This is a genomic window from Pseudoalteromonas shioyasakiensis (genome assembly GCF_022398475.1).
GTDB lineage: Bacteria > Pseudomonadota > Gammaproteobacteria > Enterobacterales > Alteromonadaceae > Pseudoalteromonas.
The window spans coordinates 1-17,257 of record NZ_JAKEVM010000022.1; the positions used below are offsets into that span (position 1 = coordinate 1).

Annotated in this window: 16 protein-coding genes, 4 tRNA genes and 1 pseudogene; 9 read left to right on the forward strand and 12 right to left on the reverse strand. The window is 41.9% G+C overall.

Going from position 1 to position 17,257, the window contains the following annotated elements; genetic code table 11:
• The first annotated feature begins 60 nt into the window (after positions 1-60).
• Positions 61-1,701, forward strand: a complete 1,641-nt coding sequence (locus tag L1D51_RS06305) for an endonuclease (RefSeq protein WP_239963218.1) — start codon at positions 61-63, stop codon at positions 1,699-1,701.
• Positions 1,702-1,760: 59 nt separating this feature from the next.
• Here L1D51_RS06305 and L1D51_RS06310 read toward each other — a convergent pair whose 3' ends face one another.
• From L1D51_RS06310 to murB, 11 genes and pseudogenes are all read right to left on the reverse strand, one after another.
• On the reverse strand, positions 1,761-2,075 hold the full coding sequence (locus L1D51_RS06310; protein ID WP_239963219.1) for a hypothetical protein: 315 nt from the start codon (positions 2,073-2,075) through the stop codon (positions 1,761-1,763).
• 67 nt (positions 2,076-2,142) lie between these two features.
• On the reverse strand, positions 2,143-2,865 hold the full coding sequence (locus L1D51_RS06315; protein WP_239963220.1) for a hypothetical protein: 723 nt from the start codon (positions 2,863-2,865) through the stop codon (positions 2,143-2,145).
• A gap of 399 nt (positions 2,866-3,264) precedes the next feature.
• Positions 3,265-3,345, reverse strand: a pseudogene (locus L1D51_RS21855) (EF-Tu C-terminal domain-related protein); the annotation flags it as partial.
• 135 nt (positions 3,346-3,480) lie between these two features.
• A complete protein-coding gene (gene tuf, locus L1D51_RS06320) occupies positions 3,481-4,665 on the reverse strand; it encodes an elongation factor Tu (protein ID WP_054564107.1) in 1,185 nt (394 codons plus the stop codon).
• A 44-nt stretch (positions 4,666-4,709) separates the two neighbouring features.
• Positions 4,710-4,785, reverse strand: a tRNA-Thr gene (locus tag L1D51_RS06325).
• Positions 4,786-4,798: 13 nt separating this feature from the next.
• Positions 4,799-4,873, reverse strand: a tRNA-Gly gene (locus tag L1D51_RS06330).
• Between the two features lie 44 nt (positions 4,874-4,917).
• Positions 4,918-5,002, reverse strand: a tRNA-Tyr gene (locus tag L1D51_RS06335).
• A 40-nt stretch (positions 5,003-5,042) separates the two neighbouring features.
• Positions 5,043-5,118 (reverse strand) — tRNA-Thr (locus tag L1D51_RS06340).
• A gap of 117 nt (positions 5,119-5,235) precedes the next feature.
• Positions 5,236-5,934 (reverse strand): type III pantothenate kinase, encoded by a 699-nt coding sequence (locus L1D51_RS06345; RefSeq protein WP_055021739.1) that lies wholly within the window; start codon positions 5,932-5,934, stop codon positions 5,236-5,238.
• Positions 5,931-6,923 carry a bifunctional biotin--[acetyl-CoA-carboxylase] ligase/biotin operon repressor BirA gene (gene birA / locus L1D51_RS06350; RefSeq protein WP_054563912.1) on the reverse strand — a complete coding sequence of 331 codons (993 nt, stop codon included), beginning with the start codon at positions 6,921-6,923 and terminating at the stop codon, positions 5,931-5,933. The genes L1D51_RS06345 and birA overlap by 4 nt, the downstream gene beginning before the upstream one ends.
• On the reverse strand, positions 6,920-7,930 hold the full coding sequence (gene murB, locus L1D51_RS06355) for a UDP-N-acetylmuramate dehydrogenase (RefSeq protein ID WP_239963221.1): 1,011 nt from the start codon (positions 7,928-7,930) through the stop codon (positions 6,920-6,922). Before murB ends, birA begins: the two co-directional genes overlap by 4 nt.
• Before the next feature lie 145 nt (positions 7,931-8,075).
• Between murB and L1D51_RS06360 the strand changes: the two genes are divergently transcribed.
• Positions 8,076-9,920: a M1 family metallopeptidase gene (locus L1D51_RS06360; RefSeq protein WP_175083397.1), complete on the forward strand. Its 1,845-nt coding sequence runs from the start codon at positions 8,076-8,078 to the stop codon at positions 9,918-9,920.
• A gap of 52 nt (positions 9,921-9,972) precedes the next feature.
• Here L1D51_RS06360 and L1D51_RS06365 read toward each other — a convergent pair whose 3' ends face one another.
• The gene (locus L1D51_RS06365) at positions 9,973-10,602 is read right to left on the reverse strand and encodes a DUF2057 domain-containing protein (RefSeq protein ID WP_130167783.1); all 630 of its coding nucleotides are present in this window, start codon (positions 10,600-10,602) and stop codon (positions 9,973-9,975) included.
• A 105-nt stretch (positions 10,603-10,707) separates the two neighbouring features.
• Between L1D51_RS06365 and L1D51_RS06370 the strand changes: the two genes are divergently transcribed.
• The 7 genes from L1D51_RS06370 to L1D51_RS06400 all read left to right on the forward strand — a co-directional run bounded on the left by L1D51_RS06370 (position 10,708) and on the right by L1D51_RS06400 (position 17,244).
• On the forward strand, positions 10,708-11,079 hold the full coding sequence (locus tag L1D51_RS06370) for a histidine triad nucleotide-binding protein (protein WP_054563916.1): 372 nt from the start codon (positions 10,708-10,710) through the stop codon (positions 11,077-11,079).
• Positions 11,080-11,309: 230 nt separating this feature from the next.
• Entirely contained in the window at positions 11,310-11,966 is a 657-nt protein-coding gene (locus L1D51_RS06375; RefSeq protein ID WP_054563917.1) for a helix-turn-helix transcriptional regulator, read from the forward strand.
• Positions 11,967-12,078: 112 nt separating this feature from the next.
• On the forward strand, positions 12,079-14,235 hold the full coding sequence (locus L1D51_RS06380; protein ID WP_055199357.1) for an ATP-binding protein: 2,157 nt from the start codon (positions 12,079-12,081) through the stop codon (positions 14,233-14,235).
• A 237-nt stretch (positions 14,236-14,472) separates the two neighbouring features.
• Positions 14,473-14,613 carry a DUF3149 domain-containing protein gene (locus L1D51_RS06385; protein ID WP_119852677.1) on the forward strand — a complete coding sequence of 47 codons (141 nt, stop codon included), beginning with the start codon at positions 14,473-14,475 and terminating at the stop codon, positions 14,611-14,613.
• A gap of 142 nt (positions 14,614-14,755) precedes the next feature.
• Positions 14,756-15,736 (forward strand): hydrolase, encoded by a 981-nt coding sequence (locus tag L1D51_RS06390; RefSeq protein ID WP_054563919.1) that lies wholly within the window; start codon positions 14,756-14,758, stop codon positions 15,734-15,736.
• Positions 15,733-15,990, forward strand: a complete 258-nt coding sequence (locus tag L1D51_RS06395; RefSeq protein ID WP_239963222.1) for a YheU family protein — start codon at positions 15,733-15,735, stop codon at positions 15,988-15,990. Before L1D51_RS06390 ends, L1D51_RS06395 begins: the two co-directional genes overlap by 4 nt.
• Before the next feature lie 60 nt (positions 15,991-16,050).
• Complete coding sequence (locus L1D51_RS06400; RefSeq protein WP_054563921.1) at positions 16,051-17,244, forward strand: dipeptidase; 1,194 nt, start codon at positions 16,051-16,053, stop codon at positions 17,242-17,244.
• The last annotated feature ends 13 nt before the right edge of the window (positions 17,245-17,257 follow it).

Sequence of the window (17,257 nt, forward strand, 5' to 3'; positions counted from 1 at the left end):
TACTCGCTGTGTTCATTTTGAGAACAGCAAAAACTATTAAAATATAAAAAGGAAAATACAATGTCACACGGGACATGTAAAAAATATATGCTAGCCAGTAGCTTACTTTGTTTAGCAAGTTCAGCATTGGCAAATGTTAGTAACGCCGACTTCGAAAGCTGGTCAGCAAATACCCCTGCAAGCTGGAGCACTATTGATAGCGGTATTAGTCTCAGCGCTAATACTAATGTGGTTTACTCAGGTAATTACTCAGCACAAGTCGTGGTTAATACTGGCACCCAAAGTAATACCGATTTACAACAATTAGTAGAGGTAGTGGCGGGTGAAAGTTATGAGTTTTCTGCTTGGGTTTACCATACAGAAGGTGGCGTAAAAGCTCGCTTAGTAGTTGATGGCTATCAAGGCTATTCTAACTCAGCATTAACTAATCAATGGCAACAAATCAGTTATCAGTACACAGCCCCTGCTACTACATCAATTAATGTTGGCCTGCGCTTTTACGACGTAACTGGTTTTGATGGCAGCGAAGTCGTTTATGTAGATAACTTTGCACCAAACACAGGCTCAACCCCACCACCTACGGGCAGCTGCGCCGATAACCAAGTATCTTTTACCCTCACTACCGATAACTATGGGGAAGAAACCAGCTGGCAAATAACCAATAGCCAAGGTAGTGCAGTGGCATCGGGCGGCAGCTACGCAGCAAATACCCAGTACAGTGAGCAAGCATGTTTAACTGATGGTGACTATACCTTTACTATTTTTGATAGCTATGGTGATGGCATATGTTGCTCTTACGGTAACGGTAGCTATAACCTTTCATTCGGTCAAACGGTACTTGCCAGTGGGGCAAGCTTCCAAAGCTCAGAAGCTACGCCGTTTAGTTTAGGTGATAGCTCAGGCGGCGGTGACGGGGGTGGTACAACCCCAACAGAGCCAACGGGATACTATGTTACAACGCAAGGCCTTAGTGGTTATGCACTGAAAACAGAGTTATACAACATCATCAAAGGTCATAACTCGCAGGGCTATTCTGCGATTTGGAGTTTTTATGATGTTGCTTCACGCGATAAGTATTTTGAAAGCGACAACTCTATTTTAGATCGTTATTCAGAAAACCCCGCAGGCCAAGACAGCTACAACTATGTTGCTGTAAGCGACCAATGTGGTACATACAACAGCGAAGCAGATTGCTACAACCGTGAGCATTCTTTCCCGAAAAGTTGGTTTGGCGGTAAGGTTGAGCCCATGAATTCAGACGTACATCACATTTTTGCCACTGATGGTTATGTGAATTCAAAACGCAGTAACTACCCGTTTGGTGAAGTAGCTAGTGCAAGCTATACCTCTAGTAACGGCAGTAAATTAGGCAGCGCTGCTAGCTCATTAAATTACTCAGGAACGGTTTTTGAGCCTATTGATGAGTTTAAAGGTGACTTTGCAAGAGCCTATTTCTATATGGCAACACGCTATGAAAACGTGATTGGCTCATGGCAAAACAACACAACCTACAGTAATGCTGTACTGAATGGTTCATCTAATCAGGTTTTTGAGAGCTGGGTCGTTGCTATGTTATTAAAGTGGCATAACGAGGATCCTGTTAGCCAATTAGAGCTTGACCGTAACCAAGCAGCTTATGAACATCAAGGTAACCGCAACCCATTTGTGGATCACCCAGAATTTGTAGAAATGATTTGGTAACTTCGTTAAGCCAAGGCACTTAGTTTCGGCTAAGTGCCTTTTTATACAATAAAACTGACTTAAGCCTCATTAGAGTTTAACTGCTCGACAAGACGAATGTCATGTAACAAATGGTTATGCCTTACCGACAAAGTATTTTCTTCTGTTGGCTGTATTTTATATCCAAGCTGCTGTAAAACCAGTGTAAATAGGGCGGCATGTTGGTAATGCGTAGATTGCCCATTTAATTCAAACTCTTCGATTACATTATGAGCATAACTAGAACTATTTTGTAATGACTGCCAAATACGCGCTTGTACTTGAGAAATCTGTATCACTGACGTTTGATAACAATTGATTTGTAAGCTTAATAAATAGTTTTCTAGTGAGTTCATAGCGATATCCATTACAAAAAACGCTACTTTAAAAGCTCAAGTTAAGTTGAGGTAAAGTGTTTTGTTATTACTTTTTACTCCACTTATTCATTATATCTTTAAATAGTTTTGCTTCTTTATCTTCACAGGGTCTTGGGGATCCGCTTGGCACTCCAGATTTACCAAACACCGAATTAAAATCTATGCCGTAACACATGCCATTTAGCACCTCGATACGCTTGCTGCCATCGCCATTTTGCCAAACGACAGTTGCTTTATCAGAGACGGTTAATTGTGCGGGCACCGTAACCCTGCCTGCGGGGCTATTACTAATCGTCGCTTCACCCTGCCCAAACAAAGACGCATTAGCAGAACCATTTTCAACATTAAGCTGTGGGATTGGTGCATAAGGGTTGAGCTTTTTAAATGGCTCTTCGGCTATTTTTGAATTCTCAAGTGTCTGATTAGGCTTTACAACCTCAGAGGTAGCTTCTTTTGGTTCATTTATAGTGGGATTAATTGCCTTAGCGTCAGTCATCTGTTGAGAGCTCCCCTGCGAAACATCTTCGTTTTTTGGCAAAGGCTTAGCCTCACTTGGAACTACTTGCGAGTGTTCTGGTAAAGGTTTGTCTTGAGGTTTCTGCAAACTAGGTAACGAAGTTAAATCAACACTCACATACGCGTTGATTACTTTTGGCGGTTCAGCGACTGCGGGGAGTTTCAAAGACTTTCCATATCGAGTAAATAACAGCAACAAAACAGCATGTAACGAAATTGAGATGATCCATGCTTTGTAATTCCCTTTTAACACCCTAGCGCCTCGTTTTATTTTTAAGAGTGCTAAAAGAGTGAATTAGTTCATAGGAAAGTTGCGAGTTAGCGAGTTAGCGAGTTAGCGAGTTAGCGAGGGTAAAGGTTCTAGGTTCTAGGTTCTAGGTTCTAGGTTCTAGGTCAAGCATAACCTTGGGAGTGCTTTAATGTGGTTTGGGTTTACCAAAGAAAAGGTTTACATGGATTGTGTTGGGTTTCGCTCAAACCAACCTACCCGAAGAATGAACAGGGCAAATGCTGAGTGAAAACACAAAACTAAACAACCCCACCGATCGATGATCTGACGTCTGAAAGCTGACAGCTGATAGCTTTTCTACAGACATTAAAAAAGGCCGCCTAGGCGACCTTTTTATAAGCTGTGAAGCTCTATCTGTTGATATTACTCAACGATAGTTGCAACAACACCAGCACCAACTGTACGGCCACCTTCACGGATAGCGAAGCGTAAACCTTCGTCCATTGGGAATTTGAAGGCGGCAGATTAGCCTTTCACTCTAAACTGCTTAAAACTTAAAGCTGATAGCTTTTTCACCCATAAAAAAACCCGAGACTAAGCTCGGGTTTTTCTCAATGCTTAATGCATGACTATAGTTGATTACTCAACGATAGTTGCAACAACACCAGCACCAACTGTACGGCCACCTTCACGGATAGCGAAGCGTAAACCTTCGTCCATCGCGATTGGGCAGATTAGTTCTACAGTCATCTTGATGTTATCACCAGGCATTACCATTTCAACGCCGTCTGGTAACTGTACGTCACCTGTTACGTCAGTTGTACGGAAGTAGAACTGTGGACGGTAACCTTTGAAGAATGGAGTGTGACGACCACCTTCATCTTTAGAAAGTACGTATACTTCTGAAGTGAACTTCGTGTGTGGAGTGATTGAACCAGGCTTAGCTAGTACTTGACCACGTTCAACGTCTTCACGCTTAGTACCACGTAGAAGTGCACCGATGTTCTCACCCGCACGACCTTCGTCTAGAAGCTTACGGAACATCTCAACACCTGTACAAGTTGTCTTCGTAGTTTCTTTGATACCTACGATTTCAACTTCGTCATTCACGTTGATGATACCAGCTTCAACACGGCCAGTTACAACAGTACCACGACCTTGGATTGAGAATACGTCTTCGATAGGCATGATGAATGGCTTATCGATGTCACGCTCTGGCTCTGGGATGTAAGAATCTAGTGCTTCTGCAAGCTCAACGATTTTGTCTTCCCACTCTTTCTCGCCTTCTAACGCTTTAAGCGCTGAACCTTGGATTAGTGGTAAGTCATCACCTGGGAAGTCGTACTCAGAAAGAAGTTCACGAACTTCCATCTCAACTAGCTCAAGTAGCTCTTCGTCGTCAACCATGTCACATTTGTTCATGAATACGATGATGTAAGGTACACCAACCTGACGAGAAAGTAGGATGTGCTCACGAGTTTGTGGCATAGGACCGTCAGTCGCAGCAACTACTAGGATTGCGCCGTCCATTTGAGCAGCACCAGTGATCATGTTTTTAACATAATCGGCGTGTCCTGGACAGTCTACGTGTGCGTAGTGACGAGTTGGAGTATCGTACTCAACGTGTGAAGTTGAGATTGTGATACCACGCTCACGCTCTTCTGGAGCGTTATCGATTGATGCGAAGTCTTTAGCTACACCACCGTATACTTTTGCAAGTACGTTAGTGATTGCTGCTGTTAGAGTTGTTTTACCGTGGTCAACGTGGCCGATTGTACCAACGTTTACGTGCGGTTTTACGCGTTCAAACTTTTCTTTTGCCATTTTTCTGACAGATAAAGGAAGAAATTAAGATGAGTTCTCGATACTGGTGCTGATAGGCAGATTTGAACTGCCGACCTCACCCTTACCAAGGGTGCGCTCTACCAACTGAGCTATATCAGCAACACCAGAAGTCTGGAGCGGGCAGCGGGAATCGAACCCGCATCATCAGCTTGGAAGGCTGAGGTAATAGCCATTATACGATGCCCGCATAGGAACCTGTTCTTAAACTACCTCTAACCGTCAAGAATAAAGTGGTGGAGGGAGCTGGATTCGAACCAGCGAAGGCTGAGCCGTCAGATTTACAGTCTGATCCCTTTGGCCGCTCGGGAACCCCTCCACGAAAATTCTTTACTAAGTCACTTCCGGTAAAAGGAAAGTGGTGCCGACTATCCGAGTTGAACGGATGACCTACTGATTACAAGTCAGTTGCTCTACCAACTGAGCTAAGTCGGCACTGCTTTAGTACGGGGCGAGATTCTAAGGTAAGGTTTATTGTGATGCAACCATAAAATTAAAAAAAATGTGAATTTATGTGTTAAACGCTCACTATTCAGGCAAAAACCCGTATTTTTACTGCTTTATAGCTAATTCACGCCAATAATTCAGTCCTTTAAACACGAGCAAACTGTCAAACTTAGCATCTATATATGTATCTGCTAACAATTTGCCATAACCACCAGCAAATAATAACTGACAACCTTGTTGGTTAAGATGTTGTTTTGCTTGCTCGATTGCACCAAGAGTAGCAACCATAGCACCATTTTTTAGGCCATTTGGCGTATTACGCCCTAACTCAGTAGTGAATGGAGTTTGCTCATCATCAAACACACGTTGCGTATTTTGGGTAAGTGATGAGGTCATTAAATCAAGGCCAGGTAAGATCCAGCCTCCTAGATGCGCGCCTTCTTTATTAAGCACATCAATTGTCGTTGCTGTACCGGCATCGATAATAATGCAGTTTTGCTCGGGATATTCTACATACGCAGCGATCACAGCGAGCCAGCGATCAATTCCTAGGTTTTGAAACTGCTGATAAGCACAGGTTAACGTAGCGAGTTTAGCGGTCACCTCCGCTTCAAAGTAAGGAACAGCATGTTGCTGCGCCTGTGCTAATAACGGTTTAAGTAGCTCAGTGCTACCCACGCAGGCATAGACCAGCTCTGTTATTTGTGACCAAGGTAAATTGCTGAGTTCACAGGTTTGGTAATCCTTACCATCAAACAAAACGGCTTTAATTGCGGTATTGCCAACATCCACTAATAGTTTCATAGCTCAGCCTTACGTAATGAAATTTCACCACCATAATAACTTTTCACTTCGCCATCTTGGCGAATACGTACGCCACCTTGATTATCAATTCCTTCGCAAATACCACGCCAGCTACGATGACCCGTATTGAGCTCAACACACTCGCCAGCAAATGCATTTAATTGATTCCACTGTAGATACATATCGTTTAAACCTGATTGCTGATACTGGGCTAAGCGTTTTTCTAAATAAAAGCACAAATAGGCCACCAGCTTGTTTTTATCTAATCCCTGTACATGCTGGCTTAAATCAGTCCATGCTTGATCAATGTGTTGGCTAACACTTTCTGGCATATGTAAATTGATGCCTATACCTATTACAAGCTGACAAGGACCTTGTGGTTGGCCATCTAGTTCAACTAATACGCCCGCTAATTTTTCACGGTTTAAGTAGATATCATTTGGCCACTTAAGCTCTACATCTAATTGATATAAGGCTTTAAGCGTATCGTAAACAGCAAGCCCAACAGCAATAGATACCCCCATAGCAGCTTGCAAACCATCATCCAAACGCCAAAAGTAACTAAAGTATAAGTTTGCGCCAAATGGAGATTGCCAAACGCGCCCACGGCGCCCTCTCCCCGCTTGCTGCATTTCTGCAACTAATACGCTGCCAGATGGCAGTGATACTTCTGTTTGCAAACGGCGCATTAACTCACTGTTGGTTGAGTCAATAATAGGCTGCACTTCAACATCCGCGGTGCTGCCACCTAACTCATTATAATGCTGACCAATTTTATCTTTGTTCAGTAAGCCTGCACTATTATTTAGGCAATACCCTTTACCCGTAACCTTAAATATATCGAGCCCCATCTCCTGCAAAGAGTGAATATGTTTACCCACTGCTGCACGGCTAATACCGAGCTGCTCGCCCAATTGCTGACCAGAAATAAAACCACCGGTATTTAGAGCTTGTAAAATAGCGAGCTTATTTCCATCTGGCGCTTTCATGATGAAGCTCCCAATTCAATGTGGCATTCATGTTCGGCATTGATCAGGCGTACTTCGTGCTGTAAAGCAATCTGATATTTATGCCAAACCTGTTGTTGTACATGCTTTACCATGGCAATTAAGTCATCACCTGTACTATTACCGTGGTTTACTAGCACTAAAGCTTGCTGCTGATGCACTTCAATACCTGCGACCTTAAAGCCTTTTAACCCAGCTTGCTCAATCAACCACCCCGCCGCAACTTTATGATGCTCAGCATCCACAAAGTAATGAGGTAGCTCTGGGTACTGTTTTAAAAGTAACGCAAGTTGCTCATTCCTGATCACTGGGTTTTTGAAAAAACTGCCTGCATTTGCAAGTTCACTGGGGTTTGGTAGTTTGCTGTTTCTGGTTGTGATGATTTGCTCAAATACCTGCTGTGGAGAGGGTTCTGAAAGCAGTTGCAATGGTCCATAACTAAGCACTGGCTGCCATTTCTTAGGTAACAGCAACCCTACTTGGGTGATCACCGCTTGATTTTTCAGTGCATGCTTGAAGATAGAGTCACGATACCCAAATTGGCATTCGCCTTTAGTTAAGCGCTTTATGGTTTTGGTGGCAATATCAAAGTATTCGACATAACTCACAAACTTTTCAAGCTCTACACCGTAAGCACCTATATTTTGCACTGGTGCAGCACCAACAGTCCCAGGTATTAAAGCAAGGTTTTCAAGCCCAGGCATATCATTAGCAATAGTCATAGCAACTAATTGGTGCCAGTTTTCTCCGGCTGCAATGTGCAATAAAAAGCCATCGCTTTGCTGCTCTATATCTATGCCCTTCGTATTCATATGGATCACAGAACCTTGGTAGTCAGATAAAAACACCGTATTACTGCCTTCACCTAAAATACAAAATGGCCCAGAAAAGTCTGTGCTTAAAAGCTGATTCACTTCATCAATTTGATAAAAATGCTGGCATTGGCTTGGCAAAGAAAAGGTATGAAAAGATTGCAGGGACTGAGCCACAAAACGCCTCAAAGGTTACCGGTAACTAATCGCATTAGTGTAACCTATCGTCGCAAAATACGCATTAGATTGTAAAAATCACTCAACCCACTGCACTAATCATGTTATAAAACGGGCTCTTTTTCATTTCCGTTCCAGGGTTATTATGAAGTTTAAACCATTACTTTTAAGTCTTGCTATGGCCGGTGCTTGCTCTCAAGCAACTGCAGATGCAATCAGCCAGCACACTTACGCAAACTTAGATGACGTAACAACCACTCACCTACTACTAGATTTAGATGTTGATTTTGATGACAAACAACTAGAAGGTTTTGTTGAGCACACGCTAGATTGGCACAATGCAACAAGCAAAACACTGGTGCTTGATACTCGCGATTTAGATATCGACAAAGTAATGTATCAAGATCAAAAAGGCAGCTGGCACAAAGCTGACTTCACCCTTGCTGCACGTGATGACGTGAAGGGCTCAAAATTAACAATTAAATTTAAAAGCCAAGCAGTTAAAGCACGTATTTACTACAACAGCCGTCCAGAAGCTTCAGGTTTACAGTGGTTAACGCCAGAGCAAACAGCCAGTAAATCACACCCATTTATGTACAGCCAATCACAAGCAATTCATGCTCGTAGTTGGATCCCAGTACAAGATACGCCAGCAATGCGTGTAACCTACTCGGCACGTATTCACACTCCTAAAGACATTCGTGCGGTGATGAGTGCTGATAACAAAGATGCACTTTATAAGGACGGCGATTACCTATTTAATATGCCACAACCAATTTCGCCATACTTAATCGCAATTGGTGCAGGTAATTTAGAATTCAAAGCCATGTCTAAGCAAACGGGTATCTTTGCTGAGCCAACAATTTTAGATGCATCAGTTGCTGAGTTTAACGACACACAAGCGATGATCGATAAAACTAACGCGATGTATGGCGAATACGCATGGGGTCGTTATGACTTATTAATGCTACCGCCAAGCTTCCCATTTGGTGGCATGGAAAACCCACGTTTATCATTCATCACACCAACGGTTGTTGCTGGCGATAAAAGCTTAGTAAACCTAATTGCTCACGAGCTTGCTCACTCTTGGTCTGGTAACTTAGTAACCAATGCGACTTGGGAAGATTTATGGCTAAATGAAGGTTTCACGTCTTACGTTGAAAACCGCATTATGGAAGAAGTGTTTGGCCGTGACCGTGCCGTTATGGAGCAAGCGCTTGATGCTGCCGGCTTACGTGCATTACTTAAAACTCTACCAGCACCAGATACGCGTCTTAACTTAAAACTTAATGGCCGCGATCCTGATGATGCATTTAGCTCAGTGCCTTACACTAAAGGTCAGCTTTTCTTAATCTATCTAGAAAACAAATTTGGCCGTGATAAGTTTGACCCATTCGTAAAAGCTTACTTTGACCAATTTGCGTTTAAGTCTCTTACAACAGCGCAATTTGTTACTTACTTAAAAGCTAACTTGATCGAAAAATATCCAGGCGTTGTGAGCATGGATAAAGTTAATGAGTGGATCTTTGAGCCTGGTTTACCAAGCGATGCTCCTAACCCAACGTCTGATGCCTTCGATAAAGTTGATGCTGTAACCAAAACATGGTTAAACGGTGAGATCAGTGCAGCCCAGTTACCAACAGCGGATTGGTCAGTTCACGAGTGGCTACACTTTTTGAATAACCTACCTCGCGATTTAAGCATCGAAAAAATGACTGAGCTTGATAATCAATTCAACCTAACACAGTCAACTAATGCAGAGCGTGCTTTCGCATGGTTTATGCTAGCGGTAGGTAATGGTTATCAACCAATTTACCCAGCGCTTGATGAACACCTATCAGGCATCGGTCGTCGTAAATTAATTGTGCCACTCTATAAAGCACTTATTAAAAACGGTAAAAAAGACTGGGCGCATGATGTGTACTTAAAAGCACGTCCGGGTTACCACCCACTTGCACAAGGTACTGTTGACGACTTATTTGCAAAGTAAGTCATCAAACACAAAAAAGGCGCTGCAATCAGCGCCTTTTTTAATTATTTTATTAGTTACTTACTTTTTGTAAGAACGCACGGCGCTCTTCTGGGCTTGCTTGTTGCCACCAAAACTCAAGCATCGCAGCCGCACTTGGCATATTTTTCAAACCCGCTTGTCCGCCGGGTACTTTTGCAGGCAATGTGACAGGGACTGCTGTCGCAGGCTTGTTGCTTGTACTTGTAGCTGCAACTGGGGTACTGGCTACAGCTTGTGCAGGCGCGCTAGCTGCACGATAGCTAACTATCGATAGCGGCACAGCAAGTTCACTGCCCTTGGCTTTTAAGCTTACTTGCGGTGATTCAGCAAACACTTCTGCAGCAACAGCATTACTGGCACGATTAAACACTAGGTCATAGTCTTTGCCACTCTCTACCGTAAGCTCAACCCAAAATGGCTCCGACTCAACAACTTGATGGTCATCATAACCTTGCTCGTAAAGATCGGTATATTTCATCTTCACTTGGTACGTACCAGGAGCAAGCTCAACATCGTCAACACGACTGAAAAACGACTGTTCAATTAGGCGCTCTCCAACTTGTAAGGGTACAAACTCTTCGGGAAAGTGAATAGTCTCAGCTACACTGCTGAAACTATTAAATAGCATTAACGCACTACTCAGTAATACTAACTTACGCATGTTCACTCCTTGGTTGTTCAACTTGCGGCAGTTTCAGTTTGACACTGCAAATAAAGTTTGTCATTAGTGGGCGGTCATTTAACCACATTTATAAGAGAGCTAAGTATGAGCCAAGAGACTATTTTTACAAAGATTATTAACCGAGAGATCCCAGCTGATATTGTTTATGAGGACGATCTATCTTTAGCTTTTAAAGATATTAACCCACAAGCCCCTTTTCATGTGCTGATCATCCCAAAAACGCCAATAGCGACGATTAATGATGTTACGGAAGAAAACTCAGCTTTAGTCGGTCACTTATATGTAGTTGCTGCAAAACTCGCTAAACAATTTGGCTTTAGTGAAGACGGATTTCGCGTCGTAATGAACTGTAATGACCACGGCGGACAAACTGTGTACCATATACACCTACACATGTTAGCAGGTAAAGAAATGGGCTGGCCTCCATATCAGGACAAGAAAAAAACAGCAATCTAATACTTTAACATGTAAACAAATGTAAAAAGTAGCACAAACATATTATTTTTGGCTATAATAAATATATATCAGTTAGTTAACATATTGCGATTAGTTAACTAACTGTAATTTTTGACACAAAACAGACACAAACTGTACTTTTCCTGCACAACTCTCAGAAATTTCTAATACGAAAGGGGTGGATTGCGTGATAGGATTTAACTGTCAACTTTATTCAAGAGTGTATATATATGAGTAGTTCAGCCTTTTTATTATTAGATCCAGAGCCAATTAACACTATTGGCATTAACGTATTAGAGCCATTGTTAAAAACACAAGGACTAGCAGTGACATCTGGTACTGATATCTCTGAAGTACCAGAAGGAACACGCTTGTTATTTATTGAAACGTCAAGCACAGATCCGTGGGGCAAGTTAAAAGAGCAGCTAGTTAATTTACGATTAAAATGCGATATCGTGCTGTTTAACCTAGATGAAAATCCTGAACTTGCAAACCGTGCTCTATTAAGTGGTATTCGTGGTGTGTTTTACACAACAGATAATGCAGATGTGTTAATGAAAGGCATTCGTTTATTACTTGAAGATCAACTATGGTATCGCCGCGACATCATGTGTAATGCATTAAATCGTATGTTGCAGTTCAATAAAGACGCACTCCACAAATTGACAGATGGTGACATCGAACCGGTTAAACTTACTAAACGTGAAAAAGCAATAATCTCACTAATGAGTAAAGGTTCGAAGAATAAAGAAATTGCTGAAGACTTAAGCATCAGCCCACATACAGTTAAAACTCACTTATATAGTGCATTTAGAAAAACTAAATGTCGTAACCGTATCGAGCTATTGTCTTGGGCACAGCAGAATATTCCAGACGAAATTCGCTAAACTAAACATCCTACAAGTTAAAACAGACGCAGCCGCGTCTGTTTTTGTTTCTGGTTGCTAAACACTGTAATTGACTTTATGCTCAAACTGATTGCAAAACACCGGAAATACAATGCTCGACTCAGCCACTTTATATTACGCCAGTGCTGCCATGATGGCAGTGATGACTCTTCTTAATTACCTTACATGGCGAACCAATAATAATACTCCGGGCACCTTACTCTATATTTTCTACCCTCTAGTGATGTTTGCATCGGTAATGAGTTTTGCATTGCATGGTCATATCAATAATATTGCCAGTATTGCTATCGCAAACACCCTACTCTTTAGTGCTTCCATTATTCATGTACTTGCGATTTGCCAATTTTTAAATGCCAAATGCGTTGGTTTTAAAACCTTTGTTGCGATAACGGTGGTGCTCGCGATTACCATGATTTACCTTGCCACTGATAGCGCAGAGTTACGTAGTCGAATTTTGGTTTCTGATCTTCAGCATATAGTTGAAGCTTTGTTTTTACTGGCATTATTTATTCGAAATGGCCGTAAAAGTTACCCTAATGGCAGTATTGTCTACATTTTAATTCTCAGCATTATTCTGGCTATATTTACAGGCCGAACCTTAATGATGGGAGATGTCACAACAGCAAGCTTATTGTCAGCGGATTGGTTTAGTATCACTTTATTTATTAATGGTGTTATTGCGCCGATGTTTTATGCAACTGGTATGGCACTATTATGTAATGAACGCCGCGAACAAAACCTCAATCAGTTAGCAGAAAAAGCTCATAAAGACTTAGAAATTCGAGGTTTATTCTTATCAACTATTAGCCATGAAATACGTACACCGTTAAATGGTATTTTGGGTAGTGCACAGCTAATCATGAACCAGTCGAGTGACCCACGTGACAAACCTTATTGTGAAGCAATAATTAACTCAGCTGAGTCGCTAAACTTACTGGTCGATAAAGTACTCGATTACGCCAGCCTTGATCAGCGTGATGAAGCGCTCTACGAAGAAGACGTCGAGTTTAAAACCTGGCTCAATAACCTGTGCCTTTTACTCAGCCCTTTAGCAGAGCAAAAACATTTAAAGTTTGAACTTATATACAACTTGCCCGATCAAGCATGTTATTACTGCGACCAACAAAAACTCAGACAAGTTATTATTAACTTAGTAGGTAATGCGATTAAATTTACCGACCAAGGTGCAGTCAAAATCCAAGTAAAACTGCTCAATGAAGGGCAATTAGATCACCTTGTTCGTATCAGCGTCATAGATTCTGGGCCTGGTATTGAAGATGAAGAAATTGCATACCTAACAGAACCTTATGTTCAAAGCAGCGCAGGTAAAGAAAAAGGTGGTACAGGCCTTGGCTTAGCAATCACCAGCCGTTTACTGGAAAAGTTAGGCAGCAAGCTCAATATTGAGAGTGAACTTAATAAAGGCAGTACTTTTAGCTTTGATATTCCGCTTGCCATTGGTGAGCTTAGTCTTGTTGAGCAGCGCCACCAATCAAAAGATTATGTTACTGGCCTAGACGTGTTATTAGTTGAAGACCTCGACTTAAACCAAAAAATTGCCATTGAATTTATGGCCGATGACGAGCACAAGATTAAGCTTGCAAAAGATGGTACTAGTGCCATTGAACTAATGCAAAAACATCACTTTGATGTGGTATTACTCGATATGAATTTGCCTGATTTAACAGGCCAAGAAGTGCTAAAAAAGCTAAAAAATATCGACCATTTAAACCAGCGAACCCCGGTGTTAGCATTTACCGCGAGCCTTAGCCCTGATGAAATAAAAGAATACTTAGCACTTGGTATCAAAGACATTGTTGGCAAACCCATTAAGCAACAAAAACTACGTCAAGCACTCAGTGACTCACAAAGTAATCAAGCAGCAAGCATTGCTGTTGAGCTGCGCGATACACTCTATGATGAAACAGCCGCAGCGACTCTTGTCAGCTCATTCAGTGAAGATGAAGTGTCATCGATTTACAACGAGTTTGTATTGTCAGCCAGAAACAAACTGATCCGCTGCCAACAGCTCGTCGAGGATGATAAAGAGCAGTGCATCAAGCTACTGCACCGCCAAGCCAGCACGGCTTTACAACTAGGCTTTAACCGCTATGGTTTAGAACTTAAGAAAATCGAGCGTAAACTGCTCGACAACAAGCCTTTAAAGGAATCACTAACCGACGCATTAGTCCTATGGCAAGAAAGCCTACAAGCCTACTTAAAGCATGTTAGAAGTGAGTTAGCATAGGAGCTCCTAGCTCCTAGCGAGACTAATCCCTATTAGCCTCAAGCAAGCGACATTTGTCATATGCGTAGAAATTCCCCTCTCTCGCATGTATGAAAGCTCCGAACTCCCCAAATAAATTTGATCCAAATCAACTATTAAATCGCCTTATTTCGCATCAGGAAAATAGCTTGATCTGGATCATATCAGCCGCCCTCAAGCCAGCCTATGATTAACTCATAGACATTAGGAGGCACAACCATGAACGTATTCTTCAGAGATTTTTTTAGCGACCCAGTTTTATTTATGTCATTCGGCATTTTGGCAGTTGTTATCGTTTTATGCCTTTTCTATGTTGGTTTCTTTATTAAGAAAATACACGACGCAGAAGTTCCTAAGTAAGAATTAAGCACGACGCACAAAGCCCCTATCCAATTTATTGTTTAGGGGCTTTTTATTTGCAGCTAGCTAAAATCTTGTAGCGGTTCTCAAAAAGCAAAAACTTGCTACAATAGGCGCTTATTTTGTTTCGAAAGTGTCAGCTATGTTACCTGAGTTTAAGCCTGCGTGGTGGATGCGCAATCGCCATTTACAAACCATAATGCCGCGCTTTTTTCGCCCTTTTCATAATACCCGCTACGACTTATCGACAATCGATACTCCAGATGGCGACTTTTTAGAACTGGCTTGGGCAACACCTCATAACGAGCAAGCCCCCCTCGCTATTGTATTGCATGGTTTAGAAGGCAATATAAACAGCTTTTATGCTAAAGGCATGATGAAAAAGCTTAAACAACAAGGCTTTGCTGTTGTATTGATGCATTTTCGAAACTGCTCGCGCGAAGTTAACCGTTTAGCACGTGCTTATCACAGCGGTGAAACAGAAGACCTGCGCTTTTTCATCAACCACCTTAAGAGTAAATTTCCAAAACGTCCGTTATTTGCCGTGGGCTTTTCGTTAGGTGGTAATGTACTAGCAAAGTATTTAGGTGAGCAAGGTACTAAATCGAACTTAACAGGCGCAGCCGTTGTGTCTGCGCCATTTGACTTGTCATCATCTTGTGAAGTAATTCGCAAAAGCTTAGGCAAGATTTATCAAAAGTATTTGCTCGACCGTATGAAAAAGTCGATGCAAAGAAAGCTGCCACAAATCGAACAGCAAATTAGCCTAACGCCAGAAAAACTTATGGCGATTGATGACTTATGGCAATTCGATAATATGCTCACGGCACCATTGCACGGCTTTGCCGGTGCTGAAGATTACTATCAGCAAGCGAGTGCAAAACCATTTTTAAAAAGCATTGCAACACCTACGCTGATTGTGCACGCCAAAGATGACCCGATGTTATCAATAAAAGCCGTGCCAGATAGCTTAGATGTAAGTGAACATGTTACGCTGCGCATCTCAGAACAAGGAGGCCATGTCGGATTTATTAGCGGTAAAAACCCTTTTAAGCCCGAATATTGGCTTGAACGAATTGTTCCTGAGTATTTTCAACAATTAGTTAAAAAAGAGCAGTTATGATCATTCCCCACGAACGCCTCGATAAAGAGACTCTGTATAATTTAATCGAAAGTTATGTTTTACGTGAAGGCACTGATTACGGCGAACAAGAATTTAGCATTGAAAGCAAAGTGGCGCAGGTTCATCAACAGCTTAAAAGTGGTGAAGCCATGGTGTTTTTTTCTGAGTTACATGAGTCAGTTACGATTATATCCAAAGCTGAATTCGTTGCTCTACAAGCAGATCCAGAGTACCAAGCGTCGTTTAACGACTAAACTTGTAAGTTACACTGTAACCCTTCACAATGGCTTTTTAACTTAAAGAGCCATTAAAAAATGAAAAAACTAAGCTCACTGGTTGCCGCAGTTTCTTTGGCCTTAATTGGTCAAGCAAATGCAGATCAGGTTACTGCATCAGATAAAGCCATTAAACTGGCAAAAGACACTATTTTAATCGATACCCATATCGATGTGCCTTACCGTATTCATAACAAGTGGGCTGACGTAACCAAAGCTACAAGCGACGGTGATTTTGATTATCCGCGTGCTGTGCAAGGTGGTTTGAACGCTCCTTTCATGTCAATTTACATTCCTGCAAACCTAGAATTTGAAGGCAAAGGTAAAAGCTATCAATTAGCAAATCAGCTAATCGATTCTATGGAAGCGATTGTGCAACGCGCACCAAGTAAATTCGCTATTGCTGACTCAACTGCCGATATTAAAGAGCAGTTTAAACAAGGTAAAATGTCGATTGCTATGGGCATGGAAAACGGCTCACCTATCGAAGGCGACATTAAAAACCTTAAGCATTTTTATGAGCGTGGCGTGCGTTACATCACGCTAGCTCACTCACAGAGCAACCACATTTCTGATTCATCTTATGACATCCGTCGTAAGTGGAAAGGCCTGAGCCCGTTCGGTAAAGAGCTAGTAAAAGAAATGAACAACATTGGTATGCTGGTTGATGTATCGCATATTTCTGATGATGCGTTTTACCAAGTGATGGAAATCTCGAAAGTACCCGTGATTGCTTCACACTCGTCACTGCGTAAATACACCCCTGGCTTTGAGCGTAATATGAATGACGACATGCTGTTAGCTCTTAAAAAGAATGGTGGTGTTATTCAAATTAACTTCGGTTCAAGCTTTGTTACAGCAAAAGCAGGCTCTTGGTACGATCAACTTAAATCAGCAAAGGCTGAAAAGAAAAAAGACGGTACTAAGCTAAGCAAAGATTTTGATGCTGCTTATCGCGCTAAAAACCCGTTTCCATTTGCAAGCTTAGAACAAGTACTTGATCACATTGACCATGTAGTTGAGCTAATTGGCATCGATTATGTGGGTATTGGCTCAGATTACGATGGTGTAGGCGACTCTCTACCTACTGGCTTAAAAGATGTATCTAGCTATCCTAACCTTGTGCAAGGTCTAATGGACCGTGGTTATAGTGATAAAGACATCAAAAAGATTTTAAGTGGCAATATGCTACGTGTATGGCAACAAGCTGAAGCATACGCAAAAGCCCATTAATCGACACAAACTC